Origin of the sequence: Kitasatospora sp. NPDC058184, from assembly GCF_042883725.1 — a bacterium.
GTDB lineage: Bacteria > Actinomycetota > Actinomycetes > Streptomycetales > Streptomycetaceae > Kitasatospora.
Map to the genome: position 1 here is coordinate 104,215 of NZ_JBHVVE010000004.1, position 25,103 is coordinate 129,317.

The following is a 25,103-nucleotide window of genomic DNA, read 5'->3' on the forward strand; positions in this document are numbered from 1 at the left end:
GGACAAGACGACCCGGGGGCCGGGATAGCCTGGATGCTGCTGGGTATGTCACTTTTCGGCACTATTCGTCACCATCGGTGAGCCGTCCCCAGCCGGCGACGCCGATCCCGACCAGAGCCGGAGGCCCCGTCGGTGTCGAGTACCGGGAACGGCGGCGGGGGAGAGCGGCGGGCAGGCTCCGCGGGGAGCGCCGCCGCCCGCGCCCGACTGCGCCGCGCCGCCCGTCCGGCCGCCCCCCAGTCGCCGGCCGCCCGCCGCCGGGGCACCGTCGAGGCCCCCGACACCGCGCGGCCCGACACCGTACGGCCCGACCAGCCGGCGCCGACCCTGGCGGTGGCCGAGCCGGGTACCCGGGGCGGCCTGCGCGGACGCCCCGCCCGGCCCTTCCCCGGCGGTCCGGCCGATGCCACGGGCACCCCCGGCACGCCCGCCGGCGGCAGCCTGCTGGACATGCTCAAGGTCGCCATCGCGATCCTGGACACCGCGGGCCGGGTGGTGCTCTGGAGCCCCGCCGCGGAGGAGCTGCTCGGCTGGCCGAACGAGCTGCTGGTCGGCCGCCGGATCGACGAGCTGATCCCCGACCGGGAGCAGGTCGCCCGGATCCGGGGCGCGATCCAGGACACCCTGCGGCACGGCCGCTGGGCCGGCTACGCCGAGCTGCGCGACCGGGACGGCGCCCCGGTCGCCGTGGACGCCCGGATCTCCCTCCTGGTGGACGGCGACGGCACCCCGTTCCTCCAGGTCAACATGGCCGAGGCGGCCGCCGTCCAGGCCGTCGAACGGGACCTCGCGGTGCGCGACGCGCTGTTCGAGCAGTCCCCGCTGGGCATCGCCATCATGGACACCGGCCTGCGCTACACGGCCGTCAACCGGACCCTCGCCGAGATGAACGGCGTCGCCCCGGACGACCACGTCGGCCGCACCACCGGCGAGACCCTGCCGGAGCGGGCCGCCGACGAGATCACCGCCATCCAGCGCCAGGTGCTGGCCACCGGCGAGCCGGTCATCGACGTCACCCTGGCCTCCCCGGTCACCACCCGGGCCGGCTACCGCTCGATCTCCTACAGCCGGATGACGGACCGCTCCGGCCGGGTGCTCGGCATCTCCGGCACCGTGATGGACGTGACCGAGCGCTACCGGGCGGTCGCCAAGGTCGAGCACGCCCGGCGCCGGCTCTCGCTGCTCAACGAGTTCGGCTCCCGGGTCGGCGACCTGCTGGACGCCTCCCGGATCGCCCAGGAGCTGGCCGGCTCGGTCGTCCCCCGGCTGACCGACCACTCGGCGGTGGTCCTGCTCCAGGCCGTCGCGCACGGTGACGACCTGCCCCGGCACGGCCACGACCGGCGCACCTCGCTGCTCCAGCTCGGCACCGCCTCCGTCCAGGACGGCCCCGAGGTGGACGTGATGCTGCGCCGCGGCGCCCGGATCACCTTCGCCGAGGAGTCGGTCTGCGGCCGGGTGCTGCGCACCGGCGTGCCCGAGCTGCTGTCCGGCGCCGACCAACTGGACGACGTCACCTACCCCGGAGACCCGAAGATGCAGGCCGCCCGGGACCTGGGCGTGCACTCGATGCTGGTCGTGCCGCTGCGCGCCCGCGGCATCGTGATCGGCCTGCTGCTGGTCAGCCGGGCCGGCTACCGCGAGGGCTTCGACCGGGACGACCTGGCCTTCACCGTCGAACTGGCCGACCGGGCCGGCAGCTCGCTGGACAACGCCCGCCTCTACGCCCGCGAGCGCACCGCCGCGCTCACCCTCCAGCGCACCCTGCTCCCGCAGCAGGTCCCGCAGCCCACCGGCGTCGAGGTCGCCTACCGGTACGTGCCCGGCAGCAGCGGCACCGAGGTCGGCGGCGACTGGTTCGACGTCATCCCGCTGCCCGGCGACCGCACCGCGCTGGTGGTCGGCGACGTGATGGGCCACGGCCTGCGGGCCGCCGCCACGATGGGACGGCTGCGCACCGCCGTCCGGGTGCTGGCCGCCCTCGACCTGCCGCCGGACGTCCTGCTGCGGCACGTCCACGAGCTGGCCGACGACCTCGCCCAGGGCCCGGACGAGGCGCTGCTGGCCACCTGCGTCTACGCGGTCTTCGACCCGGCGACGGCCCGGCTCACCGTCGCGAAGGCCGGGCACATCCCGCCGGTGCTGGTGGTGCCGGGCGAGGACGCCGCGGAGCCGACCCGCACCGGCGGCCCGCTGCCCGGCGGCGCCGGCCGCATCCTCGACCTGCCCTCCGGTGCCCCGCTCGGGGTGGGCGGAGTCCCGTTCGAGTCGGTCGAACTGAAGATCCCCGAGGGCAGTCTGCTGGCGCTGTGCACCGACGGCCTGGTCGAGTCCCGGGACAAGGACCTGGACGTCGGCCTCGGCCGGCTGGTCACCGTGCTCCAGGGGCCGCACGCCTCCATCCAGGCCGCCTGCGAGGCGGTGCTGGACACCATGGAGCAGGGCCGGGAGCCGGACGACGTCGCGCTGCTGCTGGCCCGGCTCGGCCACGGCCAGGCCGGCACCCCGACGGCGGGCTGGACCCTGCCAGCCGAGCCCACCGCCGTCTCCCGGGCCCGCCGGCTGGTCCGCGCCACCCTCGTCGAGTGGGGCGTCGAGGAGCTCACCGACACCGCCGAACTGCTGGTCAGCGAGCTGGTCACGAACGCCGTCCGGTACGCCAGCGCCCCCATCGGGGTGCGGCTGACGCTCGGTGAGACGCTGCTGGTCGAGATCTCCGACCCGCTGCCCGATCCGCCCCGGGAGCGGCACGCGGCCGAGGCCGACGAGGGCGGGCGCGGTCTGGAGCTGGTCCACCGGCTGGCACTGCGCTGGGGCGCCCGGGCCGAGGGCATCGGCAAGGTGGTCTGGTTCGAGCAGGCGCTGCCGGGTAGTGAGCCCGATGGATCGTGAGCGGAACGAACAGCAGGGGAGCGGGGTCGCATATGCCATCGGGCGCTCAGGGGGAGCGCGCGCTCCGGAAGGGGGCGCGAGCGTGGCATTGTGGTTGCGCGGGCGGTAGGACAAAAACCTTCGCCCGATCTGATGTTGTGATGTTGAGGGCGTGTGAACGTACCCCTCGATGATGAATACTCGGTCTTCTCGACATCCGGACGGTCGCGGGTTGGAGGGGTCGGTCCGTTGAACAGCACTCCGGCGCGGAGCGTGTCGCCGAGCAGCAGCGGTCATGCCGCTGTACCCGGGCAGGCCGGTTCCGCGCACCTGTCCGTACCGGACGGCGCGGTCGGCGGGCGCGGCCACCACCCCGTCGCCGAGGACCGCGCCTGGGGCGCCGGCGACCCCGGCTCGATCTACGACTACATCCGGGTCGCCACCTTCGCGATCGGCCCCGACGGGCGGATCAGCCAGTGGAGCGAGCGCGCCGCCGAGTTCTTCGGCATCCCGGCCGCCGAGGCCGTCGGCGCCGACCCGGTCACCACCTTCGTCCCCCGCGAGCTCTGGCAGCGCGGCCGGGCCCGGCTGGAGCGCACCCTGGCGGGCGAGGAGTGGGTCGGCACCACCCCGTACCGGGACGCCGACGGCGGCGAGGGCCTCGCCGAGCTCTACCTGATGCCCGACAGCGCCCTGCCCACCGCGGGCGCCACCTGCCTGGCCGTCGACCTCGGGCGGCTGCGCCGGATCGAGACCGACCTGGCCGCCTCCGAGGCCGTCTTCGGGCAGACGCCCACCGGTTTCGTGCTGTTCGACGACCGGCTGCGGCTGCAGCGGGTCAACGACGCCTTCGCCTCCGGGATGGGACTGGTCCCCACCGACCTGGAGGGCCTCACCCCGCACGACCTCTTCCCGCCGTCCGAGGCCGACCGGCTCACCGCCGCCCTGCGCAAGGTCGTGGCCACCGGCGAGCCCGTCTTCGACCTGCGCTTCCACGGCGCCGTCCCGACCCGCGAGGGCAACCGGCTCTGGGCCGTCTCGCTGTACCGCCTGAACGGCTCCGCCGGGCAGACCATGGGCGTCGCCGGGCAGGTCTCCGACGTCACCAGCCGGCACGTCGCCGAGCGCGAGGCCGACGGGGTGCGCCGCAACCTGGCCCTGCTCAACGAGGCCAGCGCGCACATCGGCTCCACGCTCGACCTGGAGACCACCGCCAAGGAACTGCTGGACGTCGTCGTCCCGCCGTTCTGCGACCTCGCGACCGTCGACCTCTACACCGCGCTGCTCTCCGGCGAGACCGTGCCCAGCGCCGGCCGGCTCGGCGACACCGTGCTCACCGACGGCAGCGGCGAACTGCGCCGGGTCGCCGTCTCCAGCGTGGTCGGCGGCGCCTCCTCGGTGCTCGGCTCGGTCACCGGCCTGCCGATCGCCGAGGCCGGCGGCACCCTCTGCTACCCGCGCCGCTCCCCGCACGCCCGGGCGCTGCGCACCGGCCGCAGCGTCGTCCCCGAGCCCGGGCGCGACCCGCTGCTGCGCTCCACCCTGATCGTCCCGCTGGTCGCCCGCGACCAGGTGCTCGGCCTCGTCCAGCTCTCCCGGGCGATCGGCAGCGAGCCCTTCGACGCCCGCGACGTCGCGATCGCCGAGGAACTGGTCGCCCGCGCCGCCGTCTGCATCGACAACGCCCGGCTCTACCGGCGCGAGCACGAGCGGGCGCTGATCCTCCAGCGCAGCCTGCTGCCCCCGGGCAACCCGGCCGCCAGCGGCCTGGAGATCGCCTGCCGCTACCTGCCCAGCAACAACAACACCGAGGTCGGCGGCGACTGGTTCGACGTCATCCCGCTGCCCGGCAACCGCACCGCGCTGGTCATCGGCGACGTGATGGGCCGCGGACTGCGCGCCGCCGTCGCGATGGGCCAGCTGCGCACCGCCGTCCGCACCCTGGCGATGCTCGACCTCGACCCCGCCGAGGTGCTCGGCGCCCTGGACGAGATCGCCCGCGGCCTCGGCGACGACTCGGTGCCGGCCGGCCCGCCCACCCCGTACGGGCGGCTCACCTCGACGGCCGACGAGGAGGCCCGCGAGGTCTACCTGGCGACCTGCGTCTACGCGGTCTACGACGCCGTCACCCGCCGCTGCGTCTTCGCCAACGCCGGCCACCTGCCGCCCGTCCTGCTCAGCCCCGGCGAGAGCTCCCGGATGCTCGACGTGCCGCCCGGCCTGCCGCTCGGCGTCGGCGGCGAGCCCTTCGAGGAGGTCGAGCTGACCCTCCCGGACGGCGCCGTGCTCGCGCTCTACACCGACGGCCTGGTGGAGAGCCGCAAGCACCAGCTGGACGAGGGACTGCGGGCCTTCCGCTCCGCGCTCTCCGACGGGGGCAAGGGGCTGGAGGACCTCTGCGACCACGTGCTCGGCGAGCTCAACCCGCACCACGGCGAGGACGACATCGCCCTGCTGATGGCCAAGGTGCACGCCTTCCCCGAGGACGCCGTCGGCAACTGGTTCCTGCCGCCCGAGCCCACCTCGGTGGCCAAGGCCCGCGAGCTGGCGTGCAGCTGGCTGCTCGCCCGGGGGCTGGACGAGCTGGTCGACACCACCGAACTGCTGGTCAGCGAGCTGGTCACCAACGCGCTCAAGCACGGGCGGGGCGAGATCCGGCTGCGGCTGCTGCGCGAGCGCGGCCTGGTCTGCGAGGTCTGGGACGACGGCTACGCGCAGCCCCGGCAGCGGCGCGCGCAGGAGACCGACGAGGGTGGGCGGGGCCTGCAGCTGGTCAGCCTGCTGGCCGAGCGCTGGGGCAGCCGGCGCACGCCCAAGGGCAAGATCGTCTGGTTCGAGCTCGGCCTCTAGCCGCCGGATCGGTGGGCCGGACGGGTGCAGTCGCCCGGCCGCCCGCCGTGTCGGCACGGGCCGGGCGCCCGGGGCGGCGTTCGATGGCCGCCATGCGCGTCCGCCAGCTCACCGCCGCAGCCGCCGCGCTGCTGCTCGCCGCCGGTCTCGGCGGCTGCTCCGACGACCCGGGCCCCGCCCGCACCCCCGCCGCCGTGCCCGCCCCGGCCGAGCCCACGGCCACCACCGGGGACGTCGGGCCGGTCGACCGCGCCGCCGTCCGGGACGGCGGCACGCTGCGCTGGGCCCTCGACCGCGTCCCGGCCACGCTGAACGTCTACCAGGGCGCGGCGACCGCCGACTCGGCGCTGCTCGCCCACGCGCTGTACCCCTCGCTGTTCCGGCCCGACGAGCACGGCCGGCTCGCCCCCGACCCGGACTACCTGGAGGGCGCCGAGTCCACCCCGCCCGGGCAGTCGCCGCAGGTGGTGACGTACCGGCTGAACCCGCGCGCCGTCTGGAGCGACGGCACCCCGGTCTCGGCCGCCGACCTCGACGCCCAGCGGACCGCGCTGTCCGGCCTGGACCCCGCGTACCGGGGCGGGCGGGCGGCCGGGTACGACGCCGTCGAGTCGGTCGCCCCGGGTGCCGACCCGCACGAGGTGCGGGTGACCTTCCGGCGGCCGTACGCGGAGTGGCGCTCGCTGTTCGGGCCGCTCTACCCGGCCGCCGAGACGGCCACCCCGGCCGACTTCGACCGGGCGCTGACCGGCGGCGACCGGCCGAGCGCCGGGCCGTACACCCTCTCCCGGTACGACGCCGAGGGCGGGACGGTCACCGTGGTGCGCAACCCGCTCTGGTGGGGCGAGCCGGCGAAGGCCGACCGGATCGACTTCCTCGCCTCGCCGCCCGAGCAGCGGCTGGACGCGCTGGACCAGGACCGGCTGGACGTCGCCCCGCTCACCGCGGCGGTGGACCGGGCGGTGCCCGCCCCGGCCGCCGATGCCTCCTCCGCTCCCGCCTCCGCCTCACCCTCCGTCGCGCCGCCGCCCGAGGCCGCGCCCGAGTCGGCGGCGCTGGCGCTGCGGCGGGCCGAGTCGCTGCCCGGCGTCACCGTGCACCGGGCCGCCGCGGCCTCGCTCACCCAGCTCACCCTCAACGCCGAGCGCGCCCCGCTGACCGACCCGCTGGTGCGCCGGGCCCTCACCCGGGCCGTCGACCGGCAGCGGATCGCCGCCGCCGCGCTCACCCCGCTCGGCCTGCCCGCCGCACCGCTGGGCAGCCACCTGCTCGCCGGCGACCAGGAGGGCTACCGGGACAACAGCGGCGCGGTCGACCAGGCGGACCCGGGCCTGCTGCTGGACGAGGCGGGCTGGATGCGGCCCACCGGCGGGGGCGTCCGGAGCAGGGGCGGCAAGCCGCTCTCCCTCTCGCTGCTGCTCCCGGCCGGTTCGGCGACCGCCAAGCGCACCGCCGACGCGCTCACCGCCGGCCTCGGGGACGCCGGGATCGCGGTGCGACAGGTGCCCGTGCCCGCCGAGTCCTTCGTCGGGGAGCACCTGGCGGCCGGGGACTACGACCTCGCGCTCTTCTCCCGGCCGGTCGGCGCCAGCCCGGCGAGCGAACAGCGCCCCGCCTACGCCAAGCCCCGGCCGGACCCCGACGGCGTGCCGGACCCGGGCGGCAACTTCGGCCGCGGCGGCACCGAGGAGATCGACCGGCTGTTCGACCGGGCGGCCGCCGAACCGGACCCGGCGGCCCGGCTCGACCTGCTCCAGGAGGCGGACGTACGGATCTGGCAGCTCGGGCACTCGGTGCCGCTCTACCAGCGGCCGGAGCTGGTCGGGGTCCGGACCGGGGTGGTCGGCGCCGGCGCGTACGGCTTCGGGTGGCCGCGCTTCCAGGACGTGGGCTGGGGCGGGTAGGGCTTCCCCGGCGGGGCGGCGCACGGCGTCGGCGGACGCCTCCCGGAGACCGCTCCGGGGGCGTCCGCCCGGTGCGTGGGCCGGGCCGTCGGAGCACGAACGGAAGGGGGCCGGAGCCCGGTCGCCGGGTGGGCGCCGTGTGATCCGCCTGTGATCTTGATCCCCTGCGACCTGCTCGTTTCTGCTCACCTGGGCGCTTCCCCGTACGATAGGAGGAAGCCGAGGCATGTCGATATGCCCGGCGGGTGGACCGGTAGTAGCAGGCGGAACGGGTGGCAGCGGCCGAAAGGGCCGCAAGTGCGCGTCTCGCGGCCGGGCGCCGTAACCCACGATTCCGGGAGAATCCGCTAGGCATGCCCACGCGCAACGACATCCGTAACGTCGCCATCGTCGCCCACGTCGACCACGGCAAGACCACGCTGGTCGACGCCATGCTCAAGCAGGCCGGCGCCTTCGCAGCCCACCAGCAGCTCGATGACCGGATGATGGACTCCAACGACCTGGAGCGCGAGAAGGGCATCACCATTCTCGCGAAGAACACCGCGGTCAAGTACCACCCCAAGGATGGTGGCGCGCCGATCACCATCAACATCATCGACACCCCGGGCCACGCCGACTTCGGTGGCGAGGTCGAGCGCGGTCTGTCGATGGTGGACGCGGTCGTCCTCCTGGTCGACGCCTCCGAAGGCCCGCTGCCGCAGACCCGGTTCGTGCTCCGCAAGGCGCTCACCGCCCGCCTGCCCGTCATCCTCTGCATCAACAAGACCGACCGTCCGGACTCCCGGATCGACGAGGTCATCAACGAGACCTACGACCTGTTCCTGGACCTGGACGCGGACGAGGACCAGATCGAGTTCCCGATCGTCTACGCCTGCGCCCGTGACGGCGTCGCCTCGCTGACCAAGCCGGAGAACGGCACCGTCCCGGCCGACAGCACCAGCCTGGAGCCGTTCTTCTCCACCCTGCTGGAGCACGTCCCGGCCCCCGGCTACGACGAGGACGCCCCGCTCCAGGCCCACGTCACCAACCTGGACGCCGACAACTTCCTCGGCCGCATCGCGCTGCTCCGCGTCGAGCAGGGCGAGCTGCGCAAGGGCCAGACCGTGGCCTGGATCAAGCGTGACGGCTCGATCCAGAACGTCCGCATCTCCGAGCTGCTGATGACCGAGGCGCTCACCCGCAAGCCGGCCGAGGTGGCCGGCCCCGGTGACATCTGCGCCGTCGCCGGCATCGGCGAGATCATGATCGGCGAGACCCTGGCCGACCCGGAGAACCCGATCGCGCTGCCGCTGATCACGGTGGACGAGCCGGCCATCTCGATGACCATCGGCACCAACACCTCGCCGCTGGTCGGCCGTGGCGGCAGCGGCAAGGGCGCGGACGCCAAGGCCGGCGTCAAGGTGGACCGCAAGGTCACCGCCCGCCAGGTGAAGGACCGCCTGGACCGCGAGCTGATCGGTAACGTCTCGCTGCGCGTGCTCGACACCGAGCGTCCGGACGCCTGGGAGGTGCAGGGCCGCGGTGAGCTGGCGCTGGCCATCCTGATCGAGACCATGCGCCGCGAGGGCTTCGAGCTGACCGTCGGCAAGCCGCAGGTGGTCACCAAGCAGGTCAACGGCAAGACCCACGAGCCCGTCGAGCGCCTCACGGTGGACGTGCCCGAGGAGCACATGGGTGCCGTCACCCAGCTCATGGGCATCCGCAAGGGCCGGATGGACAACATGTCCAACCACGGCTCGGGCTGGGTCCGGATGGAGTTCGTCGTGCCGTCCCGCGGCCTGATCGGCTTCCGTACCGAGTTCCTCACCAACACCCGCGGCACCGGCATCGCGCACTCGATCCACGAGGGTCACGAGCCGTGGTTCGGCAACCTGACCACCCGCAACAACGGTTCGCTGGTCGCCGACCGGGCCGGTGTGGTCACCGCCTTCGCGATGACCAACCTGCAGGAGCGCGGCGTGCTCTTCTGCGAGCCGGGCACCGAGGTGTACGAGGGCATGATCGTCGGTGAGAACTCGCGTGCCGACGACATGGACGTGAACATCACCAAGGAGAAGAAGCTCACCAACATGCGCTCGGCGAACGCCGACGTGGCCGAGTCGATCGTCCCGCCGCGCAAGCTCTCGCTGGAGCAGTCGCTGGAGTTCTGCCGCGAGGACGAGTGCATCGAGGTGACCCCGGAGACGGTTCGCATCCGTAAGGTCGTCCTCGACCAGAAGGACCGCGGTCGCACCGCCTCGCGCGCCAAGAAGGCGTGATCCGGACGCACTGAACGGCCATTGGCCGGAATGATTCGCCCCCCTTTCCCATGGAGAGGGGGGCGAACTTTTTCAACTACTCCAAGTTGTCGGGGCCGCTATTCACGGAATAGCGCTCATCACACCCGGGTGTCCGCTGAGCGGACGTGACAGTTCGTCATCCGTGACGACTGTCCGTTTGGTGCCTGTCTGGCTATGTCTCAAATGTCCGGTTTTCGAAACTTACCGACTGTTCATGTGACCTAATTGAGATCGTCACTGGTCACTTTCGTGTCCGTGCGTGACGGATAGTGGGTGCAGTCAGGCTCGGGTCAAGGGTGAACGCGCAGGGGTGCGCGCCGAAACCACGAGCGCGGACGGCACAGCGGGTCCGGTGGGAACCGTTCCGCAGTGCCCTCCTCGTTGCAACGTCGAATTCAGGAGGCACACCGATGCGCGGTGCGAGCCAGGCCAAGTGGGTTGTCGCAGCTGTTGCTGTCGCCCTCGCTGCGACTGCGTGCAGCAGCAGCGACTCCTCCGGGGGCAGCTCCGACAGCGCTGCGGTCGACCCGGGCGCCAGCTTCAGCTACCAGAGCGCGGAGCCGCAGCGCCCGCTCCAGCCGGCCAACGCCATGGAGAACCAGGGCGGCCGTATCGTCAAGCAGCTCTTCAAGGGCCTCGTCGACTACGACCCCGCGACCGGTGCGCTGCGCAACCAGGTGGCCGACAAGATCGAGACCACCGACGCCAAGAACTACACCGTCACGCTGAAGTCCGGCTGGACCTTCCACGACGGCACCCCGGTCACCGCCAAGTCCTTCGTGAGCTCCTGGAACTGGTCGGCCAACCCGAAGAACAACCAGATCAACTCGGACTGGTTCTCCGACATCGTCGGCTACGACGCGGTCCACCCGGACAAGGACAAGGGTGACCCGACGGCCACCGAGATGTCCGGTCTGAAGGTCGTCGACGACACCCACTTCACGATCGAACTGTCCACCCCGGTCTCGTACTTCACGTACAAGCTCGGCTACTCGGCCTTCTTCCCGCTGCCCGAGGGCTTCTTCACCGACCCGGCCGGCTACGGCCAGAAGCCGGTCGGCAACGGCCCCTACAAGTTCGTCTCGTGGGAGCACAACAAGGCCATCACGCTGGCCGCCTACGACAAGTACACGGGCATCGACAAGCCGAAGAACGGCGGCGTCGTCTTCCGGAACTACACCGCCGGTGAGGCCGCGTACAAGGACCTGATGTCCGACACCCTGGACGTCCTGGACCAGGTCGACTCGACCGACCTGCCGAAGTACAAGGACGACCTGGGCAAGCGCGCGGTCGACCAGCCGCAGGGCGCCATCCAGAACATCTCCTTCGCGCTGTACCAGGGCGACTGGAACGCCCCGGGCAAGGAGAAGGTCCGTCAGGGCCTCTCGATGGCGATCGACCGCGACACCATCACCAAGACCGTGCTGAACGGCAACCGCATCCCCGCCGACTCGTTCGTGGCGCCCGGCGTCATGGGCTACAAGGCCGGCACCTGCGGCGACGCCTGCAAGTTCAACCCGGAGAAGGCGAAGCAGCTCATCACCGAGGGCGGCGGCGTTCCCGGCGGCAAGATCACCATCCTGTACAACTCCGACGGCAGCCACAAGGAGTGGGTGGACGCGGTCTGCAACTCGATCCGCCAGTCGGTCGGCGTCGAGTGCCTCGGTGACCCGAAGCCGGACTTCAAGACCTCGCGTGACCTGGTCACCAGCAAGCAGGTCCAGAGCATGATGCGTACCGGCTGGGTGCAGGACTACCCGCTGAACGCCAACTTCCTGCGCGACGTCTACGGCACCGGTGCCGCGGCCAACGACGGCAGCTACTCCAGCTCCGAGTTCGACAAGCTGTCGAAGGAGGCGGACGCCGCCACCACGGTCGAGAAGACCGCGGAGTACTACCAGCAGGCCGAGGCCGTTCTGGCCAAGGACATGCCGGCCATCCCGCTCTGGTACTACAAGACCAGCTCCGGCTACTCCAAGAACGTCCAGAACGTGAAGTTCAACTCCTTCGGCGACCCGGTCTACACCGACGTCGAGGTCAAGAAGAAGAAGTAATCGGTCGGCACCGCCTGACCCGGTGACAACGGCCGGTGCCCGTCCATCCCCACAAGGGCGAGGACTGGCACCGGCCGTTGGCACGCCGACTTATCTCTTGCCGGGTTGACGGGCCCGGCAGAGTCATACATGGAGGCACGATGGGGCGCTTTGTCGCAAGGCGACTGCTCCAGATGATCCCGGTGTTCCTCGGAACGACCGCACTCATCTTTTTCATGGTGCACTTGCTGCCCGGTGACCCGCTGGCAGCGCTGTGGGGCGACAAGGCGCCGGACCCGGTGCAGCTCGCCGCGCTGAGGCACCAGCAAGGCTTCGACAAGCCGCTGGTCCAGCAGTACCTCGACTACATGGGGAAGCTGTTCACCGGTGACTTCGGCACCGGCCTGGACGGACGCCCGGTGCTCGACAAGATCACCGAGGCGCTGCCGGTCACGGTCCAGCTGGCGCTGTTCGCGTTCGCCATCGAGATCGTGCTCGGCATCGGGATCGGCCTGTACGCCGGTCTGCGCCGCGGCAAGCTCTTCGACAAGGGCGCCCTGGTCATGACCCTGCTGCTGATCTCGATCCCGGTCCCGGTGCTGGGCTTCATCGTTCAGACGGTCTTCGGGCAGAACCTGAAGTGGGTCACCCCGACCGTCCAGGACAGCAACGACATCACCCAGATGGTGCTGCCGGCCGTCGTGCTCGGCTCGCTCTCGCTGGCCTACGTCGCGCGCCTCACCCGCACCTCCATCGCCGAGAACATCAAGGCCGACTACGTCCGCACCGCGGTGGCCAAGGGCCTGCCGCGGCGCAAGGTGATCGGCACCCACCTGCTGCGCAACTCGATGATCCCGGTGGTCACCTTCCTCGGTACCGACCTCGGCGCCCTGATGGGCGGCGCCATCGTCACCGAGGGCATCTTCAACGTCCAGGGTGTGGGCCACGCGCTCTACCAAGCGATCAACATGAAGGAGGGCTCGACGGTCTCCGGCTTCGTGGCCTTCCTCGTGATCGTCTACCTGGCCGCCGGCCTGATCGTCGACCTGCTTTACGCGGTCCTGGACCCGAGGATCCGTTATGCCTGACCTGACCGAGAAGAAGACCGCCGGGAAGATCCCGGCCCAGGGCGGCGCCGCCACCGCGGCCGCCAAGCCCGAGAAGCCCCGCAGCCTCGGCTCCGACGCCTGGCACGACCTGCGGCGCAAGCCGATCTTCGTGATCTCCGCGCTGCTGATCCTGCTGCTGATCGTCATCGCGATCGCCCCCGGTCTGTTCACCTCGGTGGACCCGCGGGCCGGCGACCTGCGCAACCACTACCTGACGAAGCCGAACTACGGCCACCTCTTCCAGGCGGACTGGTTCGGCTACGACCTCCAGGGCCGCAGCATCTACGCCCGCGTCGTCCACGGCGCCCGCGCCTCGATCATCGTCGGCATCTGCGTCACCGCCGGTGTGACCATCATCGGCGGCCTCACCGGCATGCTGGCCGGCTACTTCGGCGGCTGGGTCGACACGATCATCTCCCGGATCACCGACATCTTCTTCGGCATCCCGCTGCTGCTCGGCTCGCTGGTGGTCCTGAACGCCTTCACCTCGCGCACCGTGTGGAGCGTGGTCTTCGCGCTGGTCGCCCTGGGCTGGACCCAGATGACCCGTGTCATGCGCGGTTCGGTGATCACGGTCAAGCAGGCCGACTTCGTGACGGCCGCCAAGGCGCTCGGCGCCGGCACCTGGCGGATCATGTTCAAGCACATCCTGCCGAACGCGGTCGCCCCGGTGATCGTCGTCGCCACCATCGCGCTCGGCGGCTACATCGCCGCCGAGGCGACGCTGAGCTTCCTCGGCATCGGTCTGCAGGACCCGACCATCTCCTGGGGCATCGACATCTCCTCCGCCCAGAAGGTGATCCGGACGGCGCCGTTCGCGCTGTTCTTCCCCGCCGGAATGCTGAGCCTCACCGTTCTGGCGTTCATCATGCTCGGCGACGCGGTGCGCGACGCCCTCGACCCGAAGCTCCGTTGAGAGAAGAGGTGACGACCCCGATGACCACCGTGATCGAGAACGACCAGAAGAACGACCGTCTCGAAGTTGGCACTCCTCTTCTCGAGGTGAAGGACCTCCACGTGGAGTTCCACACCCGGGACGGTGTCGCCAAGGCCGTGAACGGCGTCAACTACTCCGTCGCGGCCGGCGAGACGCTCGCCGTGCTCGGCGAGTCCGGCTCCGGCAAGTCCGTGACGGCGCAGACCATCATGGGCATCCTGGACATGCCCCCGGGCAAGGTGACCCAGGGCCAGATCCTGTACCGCGGCCAGGACATGCTCACGATGAGCAACGAGGAGCGGCGCCGGATCCGCGGCCGGAAGATCGCGATGATCTTCCAGGACGCGCTGTCCGCGCTGAACCCGGTGCTCTCCGTCGGCTACCAGCTCGGCGAGATGTTCCGCGTGCACCAGGGCGCCTCCCGCAAGGAGGCGAAGGAGAAGGCCATCGAGCTGATGGACCGGGTGCGCATCCCCGCCGCCCGGGAGCGGGTGAACGACTACCCGCACCAGTTCTCCGGCGGTATGCGCCAGCGCATCATGATCGCGATGGCGCTGTCGCTCCAGCCCGACCTGATCATCGCGGACGAGCCCACCACCGCCCTGGACGTGACCGTCCAGGCCCAGGTGATGGACCTGCTCGCCGAGCTGCAGGCCGAGTACAACATGGGCCTGATCCTGATCACCCACGACCTCGGCGTGGTCGCCGACGTCGCGGACAAGATCGCCGTGATGTACGCGGGCCGGATCGTGGAGACCGCCCCGGTGCACGAGCTGTACGCGAACCCCGCGCACCCGTACACCAAGGGCCTGCTCCGCTCCATCCCGCGCCTGGACCAGAAGGGCCAGGAGCTGTACGCGATCAAGGGCCTGCCCCCGAACCTGCTGAAGGTTCCGACCGGCTGCGCGTTCAACCCCCGCTGCGACGTCGCCACCGACCTGTGCCGCACCGAGATCCCGGCGCTGCACCACGTCACGGACAAGGACGGCAAGGAGCTCACCGGCCGCCGCAGCGCGTGCCACCTCTGGAAGGAGACCCTCCATGGCTGAGAACATCCTGGAGGTCAAGGACCTGGTCAAGCACTACCCGCTGACCCAGGGCATCCTCTTCAAGAAGCAGGTCGGCGCGGTCAAGGCGGTCGACGGCATCTCCTTCGAGCTGAAGAAGGGCGAGACGCTCGGGATCGTCGGCGAGTCCGGCTGTGGCAAGTCCACGCTGGCCAAGGTGCTGATGAACCTGGAGCGGGCCACCTCCGGCCAGGTGCTGTTCAAGGGCGAGGACATCTCCACCCTGCAGGGCGCCGCCCTGAAGGCCGTCCGCCGGAACATCCAGATGGTGTTCCAGGACCCCTACACCTCGCTCAACCCGCGCATGACGGTCGGCGACATCATCGGCGAGCCGTTCGAGATCCACCCCGAGGTGGCGCCCAAGGGCGACCGCCGCAAGGCCGTCCAGGACCTGCTGGACGTCGTGGGTCTGAACCCGGAGTACATCAACCGGTACCCGCACCAGTTCTCCGGCGGCCAGCGCCAGCGCATCGGCATCGCCCGCGGCCTCGCGCTCAAGCCCGAGATCATCATCTGCGACGAGCCGGTCTCCGCGCTGGACGTGTCCGTCCAGGCGCAGGTGATCAACCTGCTGGAGCAGCTGCAGGGCGAGTTCGGCCTCTCCTACATGTTCATCGCGCACGACCTCTCCATCGTCCGGCACATCTCCGACCGCGTCGGCGTGATGTACCTGGGCAAGATGGTCGAGATCGGCTCGGACGAGGAGATCTACGAGAACGCCACCCACCCGTACACCCAGGCGCTGCTCTCCGCGGTGCCGGTGCCGGACCCGACGGCGCGCGAGTCCCGCGAGCGGATCATCCTCACCGGGGACATCCCCTCGCCGGCCAACCCGCCGTCCGGCTGCCGCTTCCGCACCCGCTGCTGGAAGGCGGAGGACCGGTGCTCCGAGGAGGTCCCGCTGCTCGCGGTCCCCTCGCTGCTGGAGGGCGCGGCCGCCCACGAGTCGGCCTGCCACTTCCCCGAGGTCCGGGAGCAGGCCGCGGCCTGATCCCCCGGTAGTCGAAGGAAGGGCCCGTGGCGTTCGCGCCGCGGGCCCTTCCCGCGTTCCGCCGGTCCCACGCCGCGTCGTCCGGCGCCGCGTCAACTCGGCAGGGGGTCACCGCACCCGTCCGGGTGCACCTGACGCGCGCCGTCGCCGGGGCGCGCTTCTCATGGGGTGTGATGCGAAACACACCCTGAGGAGGGACCTCCATGCCCGTAGCCGCCCGTGCTCGTTGGGTCCTCGCCGTTGCGACCTCCGTGGCCCTGGTGGCCACCGGCTGCAGCAGCAGTAGCGGCGGAGGGGGCAGCGGTTCGTCGGACGCCGGCAAGTCCTTCAGCTACCAGAGCAACGAGCCGCAGAACCCGTTGCAGCCGGCCAACGCGAACGAGGTCGGCGGCGGTCGCATCATCCAGAACCTCTTCAAGGGGCTGGTCGACTACGACCCGAGCAACGCCAAGATCCGGATGCAGGTCGCCGACAAGATCGACACCAGTGACTCGCAGACCTTCGACATCACGCTGAAGGACGGCTGGAAGTTCCACGACGGCACCCCGGTGCACGCCCAGAACTTCGTCGACGCCTGGAACTGGGGCGCCAGCCCGGCCAACAACCAGATCAACAGCTCCTGGTTCTCCGACATCGAGGGCTACCAGGACGTCCACCCGACCTCCGGCCAGCCCACCGCGGACAAGATGTCCGGGCTGACCGTCACCGACGAGCTGCACTTCACCGTCAAGCTGAGCCACAAGGTCTCGTACTTCGAGTACAAGCTCGGCTACATCGCCTTCTCCCCGCTGCCCGAGGGCTTCTTCAAGGACCCGGCCGGGTACGGGCAGAAGCCGGTGGGCAACGGCCCGTACCAGTTCGTCAGCTGGTCGCACAACAACAACGTGGTGACCAAGTCCTTCCCGGACTACCAGGGCGTGGACAAGCCGAAGAACGGCGGCATCGTCTTCAAGATGTACACCACGTCCGAGGCCGCCTACGCGGACCTCCAGTCCAACAACCTGGACGTGATGGACCAGGTGCCGCCGTCCGCGCTGGCCACCTACAAGAGCGACCTCGGGGACCGGGCGGTGGACGCTCCGCAGGGCGCCATCCAGAACATCGGCTTCACGCTCTACCAGGCTGACTGGGCGTCGCCGGACAAGGCGAAGGTGCGCCAGGGCCTGTCGATGGCGATCGACCGCGCCACCATCACCAAGACGGTGCTCCAGGGCTCCCGCAAGCCCGCCACCGCCTGGGTGGCCGAGGGCGTCGAGGGCTACAAGGACGGCGCCTGCGGCGAGTTCTGCACGTTCGACGCGGCCAAGGCCAAGCAGCTGATCCAGGAGGGCGGCGGCGTCCCCGGCAACAAGCTGCTGATCACCTACAACGCGGACGGCGGCCACAAGGAGTGGGTCGACGCGGTCTGCAACTCGATCCGGCAGAACACCGGCGTCGACTGCCTGGGCGACCCGAAGCCCGACTTCAAGACCGCGCGGGCCGCGATCACCGGGCACACCCTCAACGGCGCCTTCCGCACCGGCTGGGTGCAGGACTACCCGCTGAACGCCAACTTCCTGGCCGACGTCTACCGCACCGGTGCCGCGTCCAACGACTTCGGCTACAGCAACCCGCAGTTCGACGACGCGGCCACCAGGGCCGACGAGGCCGCCAGCGTCGCCGACACGGTGACCGGCTACCAGCAGGCCGAGGCCGTGCTGCCGAGCGGGATGCCCGCCATCCCGCTCTGGTACTACCGCACCAACTCGGGCTACTCGACCAAGGTGCAGAACGTGAAGTTCGACTCCTTCGGCAACCCGGCCTGGACCCAGGTCGAGGTCAAGGGCTGAGCCCCGAGCCCTCGCGCCGGCCCCGCCCTCCCCGCACGGAGGGCGGGGCGCGGTCTCTCGGCCGACCGGTCCGGTCGGCCGGGCACCCAGTCGGACACCTAGGAAGGAGGCTCGGATGGGCAGTTACGTGCTGCGTCGGGTGCTGCAGATGATCCCGGTGTTCTTCGGCACCACGCTGCTGATCTTCCTGATGGTCTACACGCTGCCCGGCGACCCGGTGGCGGCGCTGTTCGGGGAGAAGGCCGCCGACCCGGCCGTGGTCGCCAGCATCAAGCACACGTACTACCTGGACCAGCCGCTCTGGAAGCAGTACCTGCACTACATGGGGAACCTCTTCCAAGGGGACTTCGGCACCAGCTTCACCGGCCGTCCGGTCACCGACATCATGGCGGACGCCTTCCCGGTCACCATCCGGCTCGCCCTGATGGCCTTCGTCTTCGAGATGATCGCGGGCCTGGCCCTCGGCCTGGTCTCCGGCCTGCGGCGCGGCAGCGTCGCGGACACCCTGGTGCTGGTCTTCACCCTGGTGGTGATCTCGATCCCGGTCTTCGTGCTGGCCTACATCGCCCAGACGGTGTTCGCCACCAACCTGGGCTGGGTCACCCCGACGGTGCAGGACAGCTACGACCTGACCCAACTGGTGCTGCCGGCCGTCGTCCTGGGCTCGCTCTCGCTCGCGTACGTGGCCCGGCTCACCCGGACGTCGATCGGCGAGAACCTGCGGGCCGACTACATGCGCACCGCGGTCGCCAAGGGCCTGCCCCGGCGCACCATCATCTCCCGCCACCTGCTGCGCAACTCGCTGATCCCGGTGATCACCTTCCTCGGCACCGACCTCGGCGCGCTGATGGGCGGGGCGATCGTCACCGAGGGCGTCTTCAACGTGCAGGGCATCGGCAACGTCCTGTACCGGGCGGTCAACCAGAAGGAGGGCCCCACCGTGGTCGGCATCGTGACCGTCCTGGTGATCATCTACCTGGTCGCCAGCCTGCTCGTCGACCTGCTCTACGCGGTCCTGGACCCGAGGATCCGCTATGCCTGACATCCACGACGAGGACTCGTACGAGCCGCACCCCAAGCCCGGGGTCTCGCGCCTCGACTACGCGGGTGAGCAGGGCATGGCGGTCGAGCAGGAGACGTTAGTCGAACCGGACGTGGTGAAGCGGGAGGAGGCCCGCAGCCTGTGGGCCGACGCCTGGCGGGACCTGCGCCGGCGGCCGATCTTCCTGATCTCGGCGGTGCTGATCGTGCTGCTGGTGGTGATGGCGATCTTCCCCTGGGCGTTCACCTCCGCGGACCCGCGCAAGGCCGACCTGGTGAACGACTACCTCAGGCGGCCGAACTGGGGCGACGTCTTCGGGGCCGGCTGGTTCGGGTACGACGCCCAGGGCCGGTCCATCTACGCCCGGGTGGTGTACGGCGCCCGCGCCTCGATCACCGTCGGCATCTTCGTGACCGCCGCCGTCACCCTGCTCGGCGGGCTGACCGGGATGGTGGCCGGCTTCTTCGGCGGCTGGGTCGACGCGCTGCTCTCCCGGATCACCGACATCTTCTTCGGCATCCCGCTGCTGCTCGGCGCGCTGGTGCTGCTGAACGCCTTCGCCACCCGCACGGTGTGGAGCGTGGTCATCGCGCTGGGCGTGCTCGGCTGGACCCAGATCGCCCGCGTGATGCGCGGGGCGGTGCTGACCGTCAAGCAGGCCGACTACGTGGTGGCCGGCCGGGCGCTCGGCGCCGGGACGGGCCGGCTGATGTTCCGGCACATCCTGCCGAACGCGATCGCCCCGGTGATCGTGGTGGCGACGATCGCGCTCGGCGGCTACATCGCCACCGAGGCGACGCTGAGCTTCCTCGGCATCGGTCTTCAGGACCCGACCATCTCCTGGGGCATCGACATCTCCTCCGCCCAGAAGGTGATCCGGACGGCGCCGTACGTGCTGTTCTTCCCGGCCGCGGCGCTCTCGATCACCGTGCTGGCCTTCATCATGCTGGGCGACGCGGTGCGCGACGCCCTCGATCCGAAGCTTCGCTGAGCGAGGGGAGCGCATCGTGAGTACAGCGGTGGACACCACCGGGCACGAGCGGAAGGCGCCGTACCAGGGGCCGCTGCTCGACGTCCGGGACCTGCACGTCGAGTTCGCCACCCGGGACGGGGTCGCCCGGGCGGTGAACGGGGTGAGCTACTCCGTCGCGGCGGGGGAGACGCTGGCGGTGCTGGGGGAGTCCGGCTCGGGCAAGTCGGTGACGGCGCAGGCGGTCATGGGCATCCTGGACATGCCGCCGGCCCGGATCCCGCGCGGCGAGATCCTCTACCGGGGCCAGGACATGCTCAGGATGGGCAAGGAGGAGCGGCGGCGGATCCGCGGCCAGAAGATCGCGATGATCTTCCAGGACGCGCTGTCGGCGCTGAACCCGGTGCTCAGCGTGGGCTACCAGCTCGGCGAGATGTTCCGGGCGCACCGGGGGGTGTCCCGCAAGGAGGCGCGGGACAAGGCCGTCGAGCTGATGGACCGGGTGCGCATCCCGGCCGCCAAGGAGCGGGTGAACGACTATCCGCACCAGTTCTCCGGGGGCATGCGGCAGCGGATCATGATCGCGATGGCGCTGGCGCTGGAGCCGGACCTGATCATCGCGGACGAGCCGACCACGGCGCTGGACGTGACGGTGCAGGCCCAGGTGATGGACCTGCTCGCCGAGTTGCAGGCCGAGTACAACATGGGGCTGATCCTGATCACCCACGACCTCGGTGTGGTGGCGGACGTCGCGGACAAGATCGCGGTGATGTACGCGGGCCGGATCGTGGAGACCGCCCCGGTGCACGAGCTGTACGCCCGGCCCGCGCACCCGTACACCCGGGGCCTGCTGGACTCGATCCCCCGGCTCGACCAGAAGGGCCAGGAGCTCTACGCGATCAAGGGCCTGCCGCCCAACCTGCTGCGCATCCCCCCGGGCTGCGCCTTCAACCCGCGCTGCCCGCGCGCCCAGGACGTCTGCCGGGCCGAGGTGCCGGAGCTGTTCCCGGTCGCCGAGGAGGACGGGACGCCGTTGGAGGGGCGCGGCAGCGCCTGCTTCTTCTGGAAGGAGACCCTCCATGACCGTTAACGGGTCCAGCGCACTGGGCGCGGTGGTGCCGGAGGAGGTCGCCCTCGCGCGGGAGGTGCCGCGCGGCGAGCCGATCCTCGAAGTCCGGGACCTGGTCAAGCACTTCCCGCTCACCAAGGGCATCATCCTCCGGCGGCAGGTCGGGGCGGTGAAGGCGGTCGACGGGGTCACCTTCGACCTGATGCACGGTGAGACGCTCGGCATCGTCGGCGAGTCCGGCTGCGGGAAGTCCACGCTGGCCAAGGTGCTGATGAACCTGGAGCCGGCCACCTCGGGATCGGTCCGCTACAAGGGGGAGGAGATCTCCCGGCTCTCCGGGGCGGGGCTGAAGGCCGTCCGGCGGAACATCCAGATGGTGTTCCAGGACCCGTACACCTCGCTCAACCCGCGCATGACGGTCGGCGACATCATCGGCGAACCGTTCGAGATCCACCCCGAGGTGGCGCCCAAGGGGGACCGCCGCAAGGCCGTCCAGGACCTGCTGGACGTGGTCGGGCTCAACCCCGAGTACATCAACCGCTACCCGCACCAGTTCTCCGGCGGGCAGCGCCAACGCATCGGCATCGCCCGGGGGTTGGCGCTCAAGCCGGAGGTCATCATCTGCGACGAGCCGGTCTCCGCGCTGGACGTCTCGGTGCAGGCGCAGGTGATCAACCTGCTGGAGCAGCTGCAGGGCGACTTCAACCTGTCGTACATGTTCATCGCGCACGACCTCTCGATCGTCCGGCACATCTCCGACCGGGTCGGGGTGATGTACCTGGGGAAGATGGTCGAGATCGGCAGCGACGCGGAGATCTACGACCACGCGACCCACCCGTACACCCAGGCGCTGCTCTCGGCGGTGCCGGTGCCGGACCCGACGGCGCGCGAGACGCGGGACCGGATCGTGCTCACCGGCGACGTGCCCTCGCCGGCCAACCCGCCGTCCGGCTGCCGCTTCCGCACCCGCTGCTGGAAGGCGCAGCAGCGGTGCGAGGTCGAGGAGCCGCTGCTGGTCGCGCCGTCCTGGCTGGGCGACGCGGCGCGGCACGACTCGGCGTGTCATTTCGCGGCGGAGCGGGGCGTCGAGCGGGAGTCCGGCTGACACCGGCCCCCTACCAGGGCGCGTCCTCGCAGGTGGGGGCGCGCCCTTTCCCGTGACGGAAAAGAGATCTGCCGCGGGCTCGCCAAGTACCCTCCCTTCCCTGATAGTTGCTCTGCGCCCAGCGGTGGGTGCCGCGGTGCTGAGGAGGGCGGCTCTGATGGACGCGGTGGAGGTGATCGGCGGTGGCCGGGGGAGCGTGGAGCCCGGGACGCCGCTGCTGGAGGTCGACGACCTGCACGTGGAGTTCCACACCCGGGACGGGGTCGCCAAGGCGGTGAACGGGGTGAGCTACTCCGTCGCGGCGGGGGAGACGCTGGCGGTGCTGGGGGAGTCCGGCTCGGGCAAGTCGGTGACGGCGCAGGCGGTCATGGGCATCCTGGACATGCCGCCGGGGCGGATCACCGCGGGGCGGATCCTGTTCCGCGGCGAGGACCTGCTGACCATGGGCACGGCCGCCCGGCGGTCCATCCGGGGCGGGCACATCGCGATGATCTTCCAGGACGCGCTGTCGGCGCTGAACCCGGTGCTCAGCGTGGGCTACCAGCTCGGCGAGATGTTCCGGGCGCACCGGGGGGTGTCCCGCAAGGAGGCGAAGGAGAAGGCCGTCGAGCTGATGGACCGGGTGCGCATCCCGGCCGCCAGGCAGCGCGTCGGGGACTTCCCGCACCAGTTCTCCGGGGGCATGCGGCAGCGGATCATGATCGCGATGGCGCTGGCGCTGGAGCCGGACCTGATCATCGCGGACGAGCCGACCACGGCGCTGGACGTGACGGTGCAGGCCCAGGTGATGGACCTGCTCGCCGACTTGCAGGCCGAGTACAACATGGGACTGATCCTGATCACCCACGACCTGGGCGTGGTGGCGGACGTCGCGGACAAGATCGCGGTGATGTACGCGGGCCGGATCGTGGAGACCGCCCCCGTCAGGGAGTTGTACGCCCGGCCCGCGCACCCGGGGCCTGCTGGACTCGATCCCCCGGCTCGACCAGAAGGGCCAGAACCTGCACGCCATCAAGGGCCTGCCGCCGAGCCTGCTGAGCCTGCCGGAGGGCTGCGCCTTCAACCCGCGCTGCGACCGGGTGCAGGACCGCTGCCGCACCGAACTCCCGGCGCTGACGCCGGTCACCAGCGAGTACGGGACGGAGCTGGCGGGCCGCCGCAGCGCCTGCCACTACTGGCGCGAGACGCTGCACGGCTGAGCCCGTCCACCCGCTACTTCACGAAGCCGACGTTCTCCCAGACGATGTCGGACAGGCCCTGCGCGCCGATGTTGGCGAGGTCGGCGCGGGCCCCGTACAGCTGCGGGCGCTGGTAGAGCGGCAGGACGCCGGCCACCTTCCAGAGCTCGCCGTCGGCCTGGTTGATCGCCTCGGAGGCGGTGCCCGCGTCGGCCGCGGCGGCGGCCCGGTCGAGTGCGGCGTCCACCGCCGGGCTGCCCGCGCCGACGTGGTTGGTGCCGCCGCTCTGGACGAAGTTGGCGCGGTTGCCGCTGGCCGGGAAGGGGGTGCCGATCAGCGAGTAGGCGGCGATGTCGAAGTCGTCGCGGTTGACGTACCGGTCGAAGAACTCGTTGGCGGGGGCGGTCACCGTGGTCACCTTGATGCCGACGTCCTTGAGCATGGCGGTGGCGTTGGCGGCCTCGCTCTGGGCCGGGGTGACGCCGGCCGGGACGACCATCCGCAGGTTCAGCTCGCGGCCGTCCTTCTTCCGTACGTCGCCGTCCAGCTTCCAGCCGGCCGCGTCCAGCTTGCGGGCGGCCTCGGCGGGGTCGTAGCGGGCCAGGCCCAGGGAGTTGTCGCGGTAGCCGTTCTGGTTGGTGACCAGCAGGTGGTTGTTGAGCGGGACGGCGGGCCAGTCCAGGCCGTTGAGGTCGGCGCGGATCACCACGTCCCGGTTGATCGCCTGGAAGACGGCCTGGCGCACGGTCGCGTCGCTGAGCGCCGGGGTGCGGGCGTTCAGGGTGAGCTGGCGGAAGTCCGGGCCGCCGGCCCGGCGCACCACGGCGCCCTTGGTGTTCCTGATGACCTGGTAACCGGCCACGTCCGGACCGTTGTTGACGAGGTCGATCCGGCCCTGGGCGAAGGCGGCGGGCATCGCGTCGGGCAGCATCGCGTGGAAGACGATCCGGTCCAGCACGGGCTTGTCGCCCCACCAGGAGGGGTCGGCGACCAGCGTGACGGTCTGGGTGGCGCGGTCCAGCTGCTCGACCTTGAACGGGCCGGCGCTGACCGGGAACCCGTCCAGGTAGGAGCTGTTGAACAGCTCCGGTGTGGAGACCCTACTGGCCGGCAGCAGCGGGGCGTTGCCGGCGCTGTTGAACATCGACTGCCACTCGGAGAACGGGCGGTCGAAGGTCATCACGGCCTGGTAGTCGTCCTTGCCGCGCTCGACCGCCGAGACCAGCTCGAAGCCGGTGCTGCTGGAGGCCTTGTAGGCCGGGTCCTTCCCGTTCAGGGCACGCCAGTTGGCCTCGATGTCGCGCCAGGTGATCGGGGTGCCGTCGGACCAGTGGGCCTTCGGGTTGAGCGTCCAGGTGACCACCTGCCGGCCGTCCCTGAGCTCCGCGTGCGCCTCCTGCAGGTATGCGGGGTTGGGCGTCTGGGTGCCGGCGGCGTCCGAGCGGAAGAAGGTCGGCAGCAGCGGCTTGCTGACCATGACGGTCGAGGACTCGCTGCCGTCGGCGTGGATCGGCGACCACTGGCGGGAGAACTGGGCGATCGCCAGGTTCAGGGTGCCGCCCTGGCGCAGCCGGGCCCGGTCGTGCGGGTTGATGTCGATCGCGGTCAGCTTGGGCGCTGTGGTGCCGGAGGGCAGCGCGTCGCCGCCGCCCTGGCCGGCGGTGCAGGAGCAGAGCGCCAGCGAGAGCGTGAGGGCGGTGAGACCGGCGAGCAGGGCCGTCCCGTGGCGCTGGAGGCGGCGGTGCATCGGCGTGCTCCCGGGGTGGATGTGGCGGATGGTGTGGCGTCACATCTTGCTGACCGGGAGGGGGCGTTGTCGAGGGGCGGGCCCGGATGCGGGCCCGCCCCCCGTGGGCGCGGGTTCGTCGG

The 25,103-nt window shown here is 71.0% G+C and carries 15 protein-coding genes and 1 pseudogene; 15 read left to right on the forward strand and 1 reads right to left on the reverse strand.

Annotation, left to right across the window (positions count from 1 at the left end; genetic code table 11):
• Positions 1-132: 132 nt before the first annotated feature.
• From ACFVXH_RS09120 to ACFVXH_RS09190, 15 genes and pseudogenes are all read left to right on the forward strand, one after another.
• Positions 133-2,892, forward strand: a complete 2,760-nt coding sequence (locus ACFVXH_RS09120; protein ID WP_387821784.1) for a SpoIIE family protein phosphatase — start codon at positions 133-135, stop codon at positions 2,890-2,892.
• Between the two features lie 228 nt (positions 2,893-3,120).
• The gene (locus tag ACFVXH_RS09125) at positions 3,121-5,721 is read left to right on the forward strand and encodes a SpoIIE family protein phosphatase (protein ID WP_387821787.1); all 2,601 of its coding nucleotides are present in this window, start codon (positions 3,121-3,123) and stop codon (positions 5,719-5,721) included.
• Positions 5,722-5,813: 92 nt separating this feature from the next.
• A complete protein-coding gene (locus ACFVXH_RS09130; RefSeq protein WP_387821790.1) occupies positions 5,814-7,625 on the forward strand; it encodes an ABC transporter family substrate-binding protein in 1,812 nt (603 codons plus the stop codon).
• 353 nt (positions 7,626-7,978) lie between these two features.
• Positions 7,979-9,883 (forward strand): translational GTPase TypA, encoded by a 1,905-nt coding sequence (typA, locus tag ACFVXH_RS09135; RefSeq protein ID WP_117489405.1) that lies wholly within the window; start codon positions 7,979-7,981, stop codon positions 9,881-9,883.
• Between the two features lie 431 nt (positions 9,884-10,314).
• A complete protein-coding gene (locus tag ACFVXH_RS09140; RefSeq protein WP_380777417.1) occupies positions 10,315-11,958 on the forward strand; it encodes an ABC transporter substrate-binding protein in 1,644 nt (547 codons plus the stop codon).
• Between the two features lie 140 nt (positions 11,959-12,098).
• Positions 12,099-13,025 (forward strand): ABC transporter permease, encoded by a 927-nt coding sequence (locus ACFVXH_RS09145; protein ID WP_049654878.1) that lies wholly within the window; start codon positions 12,099-12,101, stop codon positions 13,023-13,025.
• Positions 13,018-13,962: an ABC transporter permease gene (locus ACFVXH_RS09150; protein ID WP_117489407.1), complete on the forward strand. Its 945-nt coding sequence runs from the start codon at positions 13,018-13,020 to the stop codon at positions 13,960-13,962. The genes ACFVXH_RS09145 and ACFVXH_RS09150 overlap by 8 nt, the downstream gene beginning before the upstream one ends.
• Before the next feature lie 20 nt (positions 13,963-13,982).
• Positions 13,983-15,032 carry an ABC transporter ATP-binding protein gene (locus ACFVXH_RS09155; RefSeq protein WP_380777418.1) on the forward strand — a complete coding sequence of 350 codons (1,050 nt, stop codon included), beginning with the start codon at positions 13,983-13,985 and terminating at the stop codon, positions 15,030-15,032.
• On the forward strand, positions 15,025-16,041 hold the full coding sequence (locus ACFVXH_RS09160; RefSeq protein WP_387821797.1) for an ABC transporter ATP-binding protein: 1,017 nt from the start codon (positions 15,025-15,027) through the stop codon (positions 16,039-16,041). Before ACFVXH_RS09155 ends, ACFVXH_RS09160 begins: the two co-directional genes overlap by 8 nt.
• A 203-nt stretch (positions 16,042-16,244) precedes the next feature.
• The gene (locus ACFVXH_RS09165; protein ID WP_049654867.1) at positions 16,245-17,870 is read left to right on the forward strand and encodes an ABC transporter substrate-binding protein; all 1,626 of its coding nucleotides are present in this window, start codon (positions 16,245-16,247) and stop codon (positions 17,868-17,870) included.
• A 115-nt stretch (positions 17,871-17,985) separates the two neighbouring features.
• Entirely contained in the window at positions 17,986-18,912 is a 927-nt protein-coding gene (locus ACFVXH_RS09170) for an ABC transporter permease (protein ID WP_049654864.1), read from the forward strand.
• Between the two features lie 76 nt (positions 18,913-18,988).
• Positions 18,989-19,903, forward strand: coding sequence for an ABC transporter permease (locus ACFVXH_RS09175; RefSeq protein WP_117491938.1), 915 nt, complete (start codon positions 18,989-18,991; stop codon positions 19,901-19,903).
• A 16-nt stretch (positions 19,904-19,919) separates the two neighbouring features.
• Entirely contained in the window at positions 19,920-20,972 is a 1,053-nt protein-coding gene (locus tag ACFVXH_RS09180) for an ABC transporter ATP-binding protein (protein ID WP_380777420.1), read from the forward strand.
• A complete protein-coding gene (locus tag ACFVXH_RS09185; protein WP_074001356.1) occupies positions 20,962-22,056 on the forward strand; it encodes an ABC transporter ATP-binding protein in 1,095 nt (364 codons plus the stop codon). The genes ACFVXH_RS09180 and ACFVXH_RS09185 overlap by 11 nt, the downstream gene beginning before the upstream one ends.
• Positions 22,057-22,213: 157 nt before the next feature.
• Positions 22,214-23,255, forward strand: a pseudogene (locus ACFVXH_RS09190) (ABC transporter ATP-binding protein).
• 13 nt (positions 23,256-23,268) lie between these two features.
• On the opposite strand, the gene ACFVXH_RS09195 reads toward ACFVXH_RS09190, so the two are convergent.
• Complete coding sequence (locus ACFVXH_RS09195; protein WP_117489416.1) at positions 23,269-24,981, reverse strand: ABC transporter family substrate-binding protein; 1,713 nt, start codon at positions 24,979-24,981, stop codon at positions 23,269-23,271.
• Between the last annotated feature and the right edge of the window lie 122 nt (positions 24,982-25,103).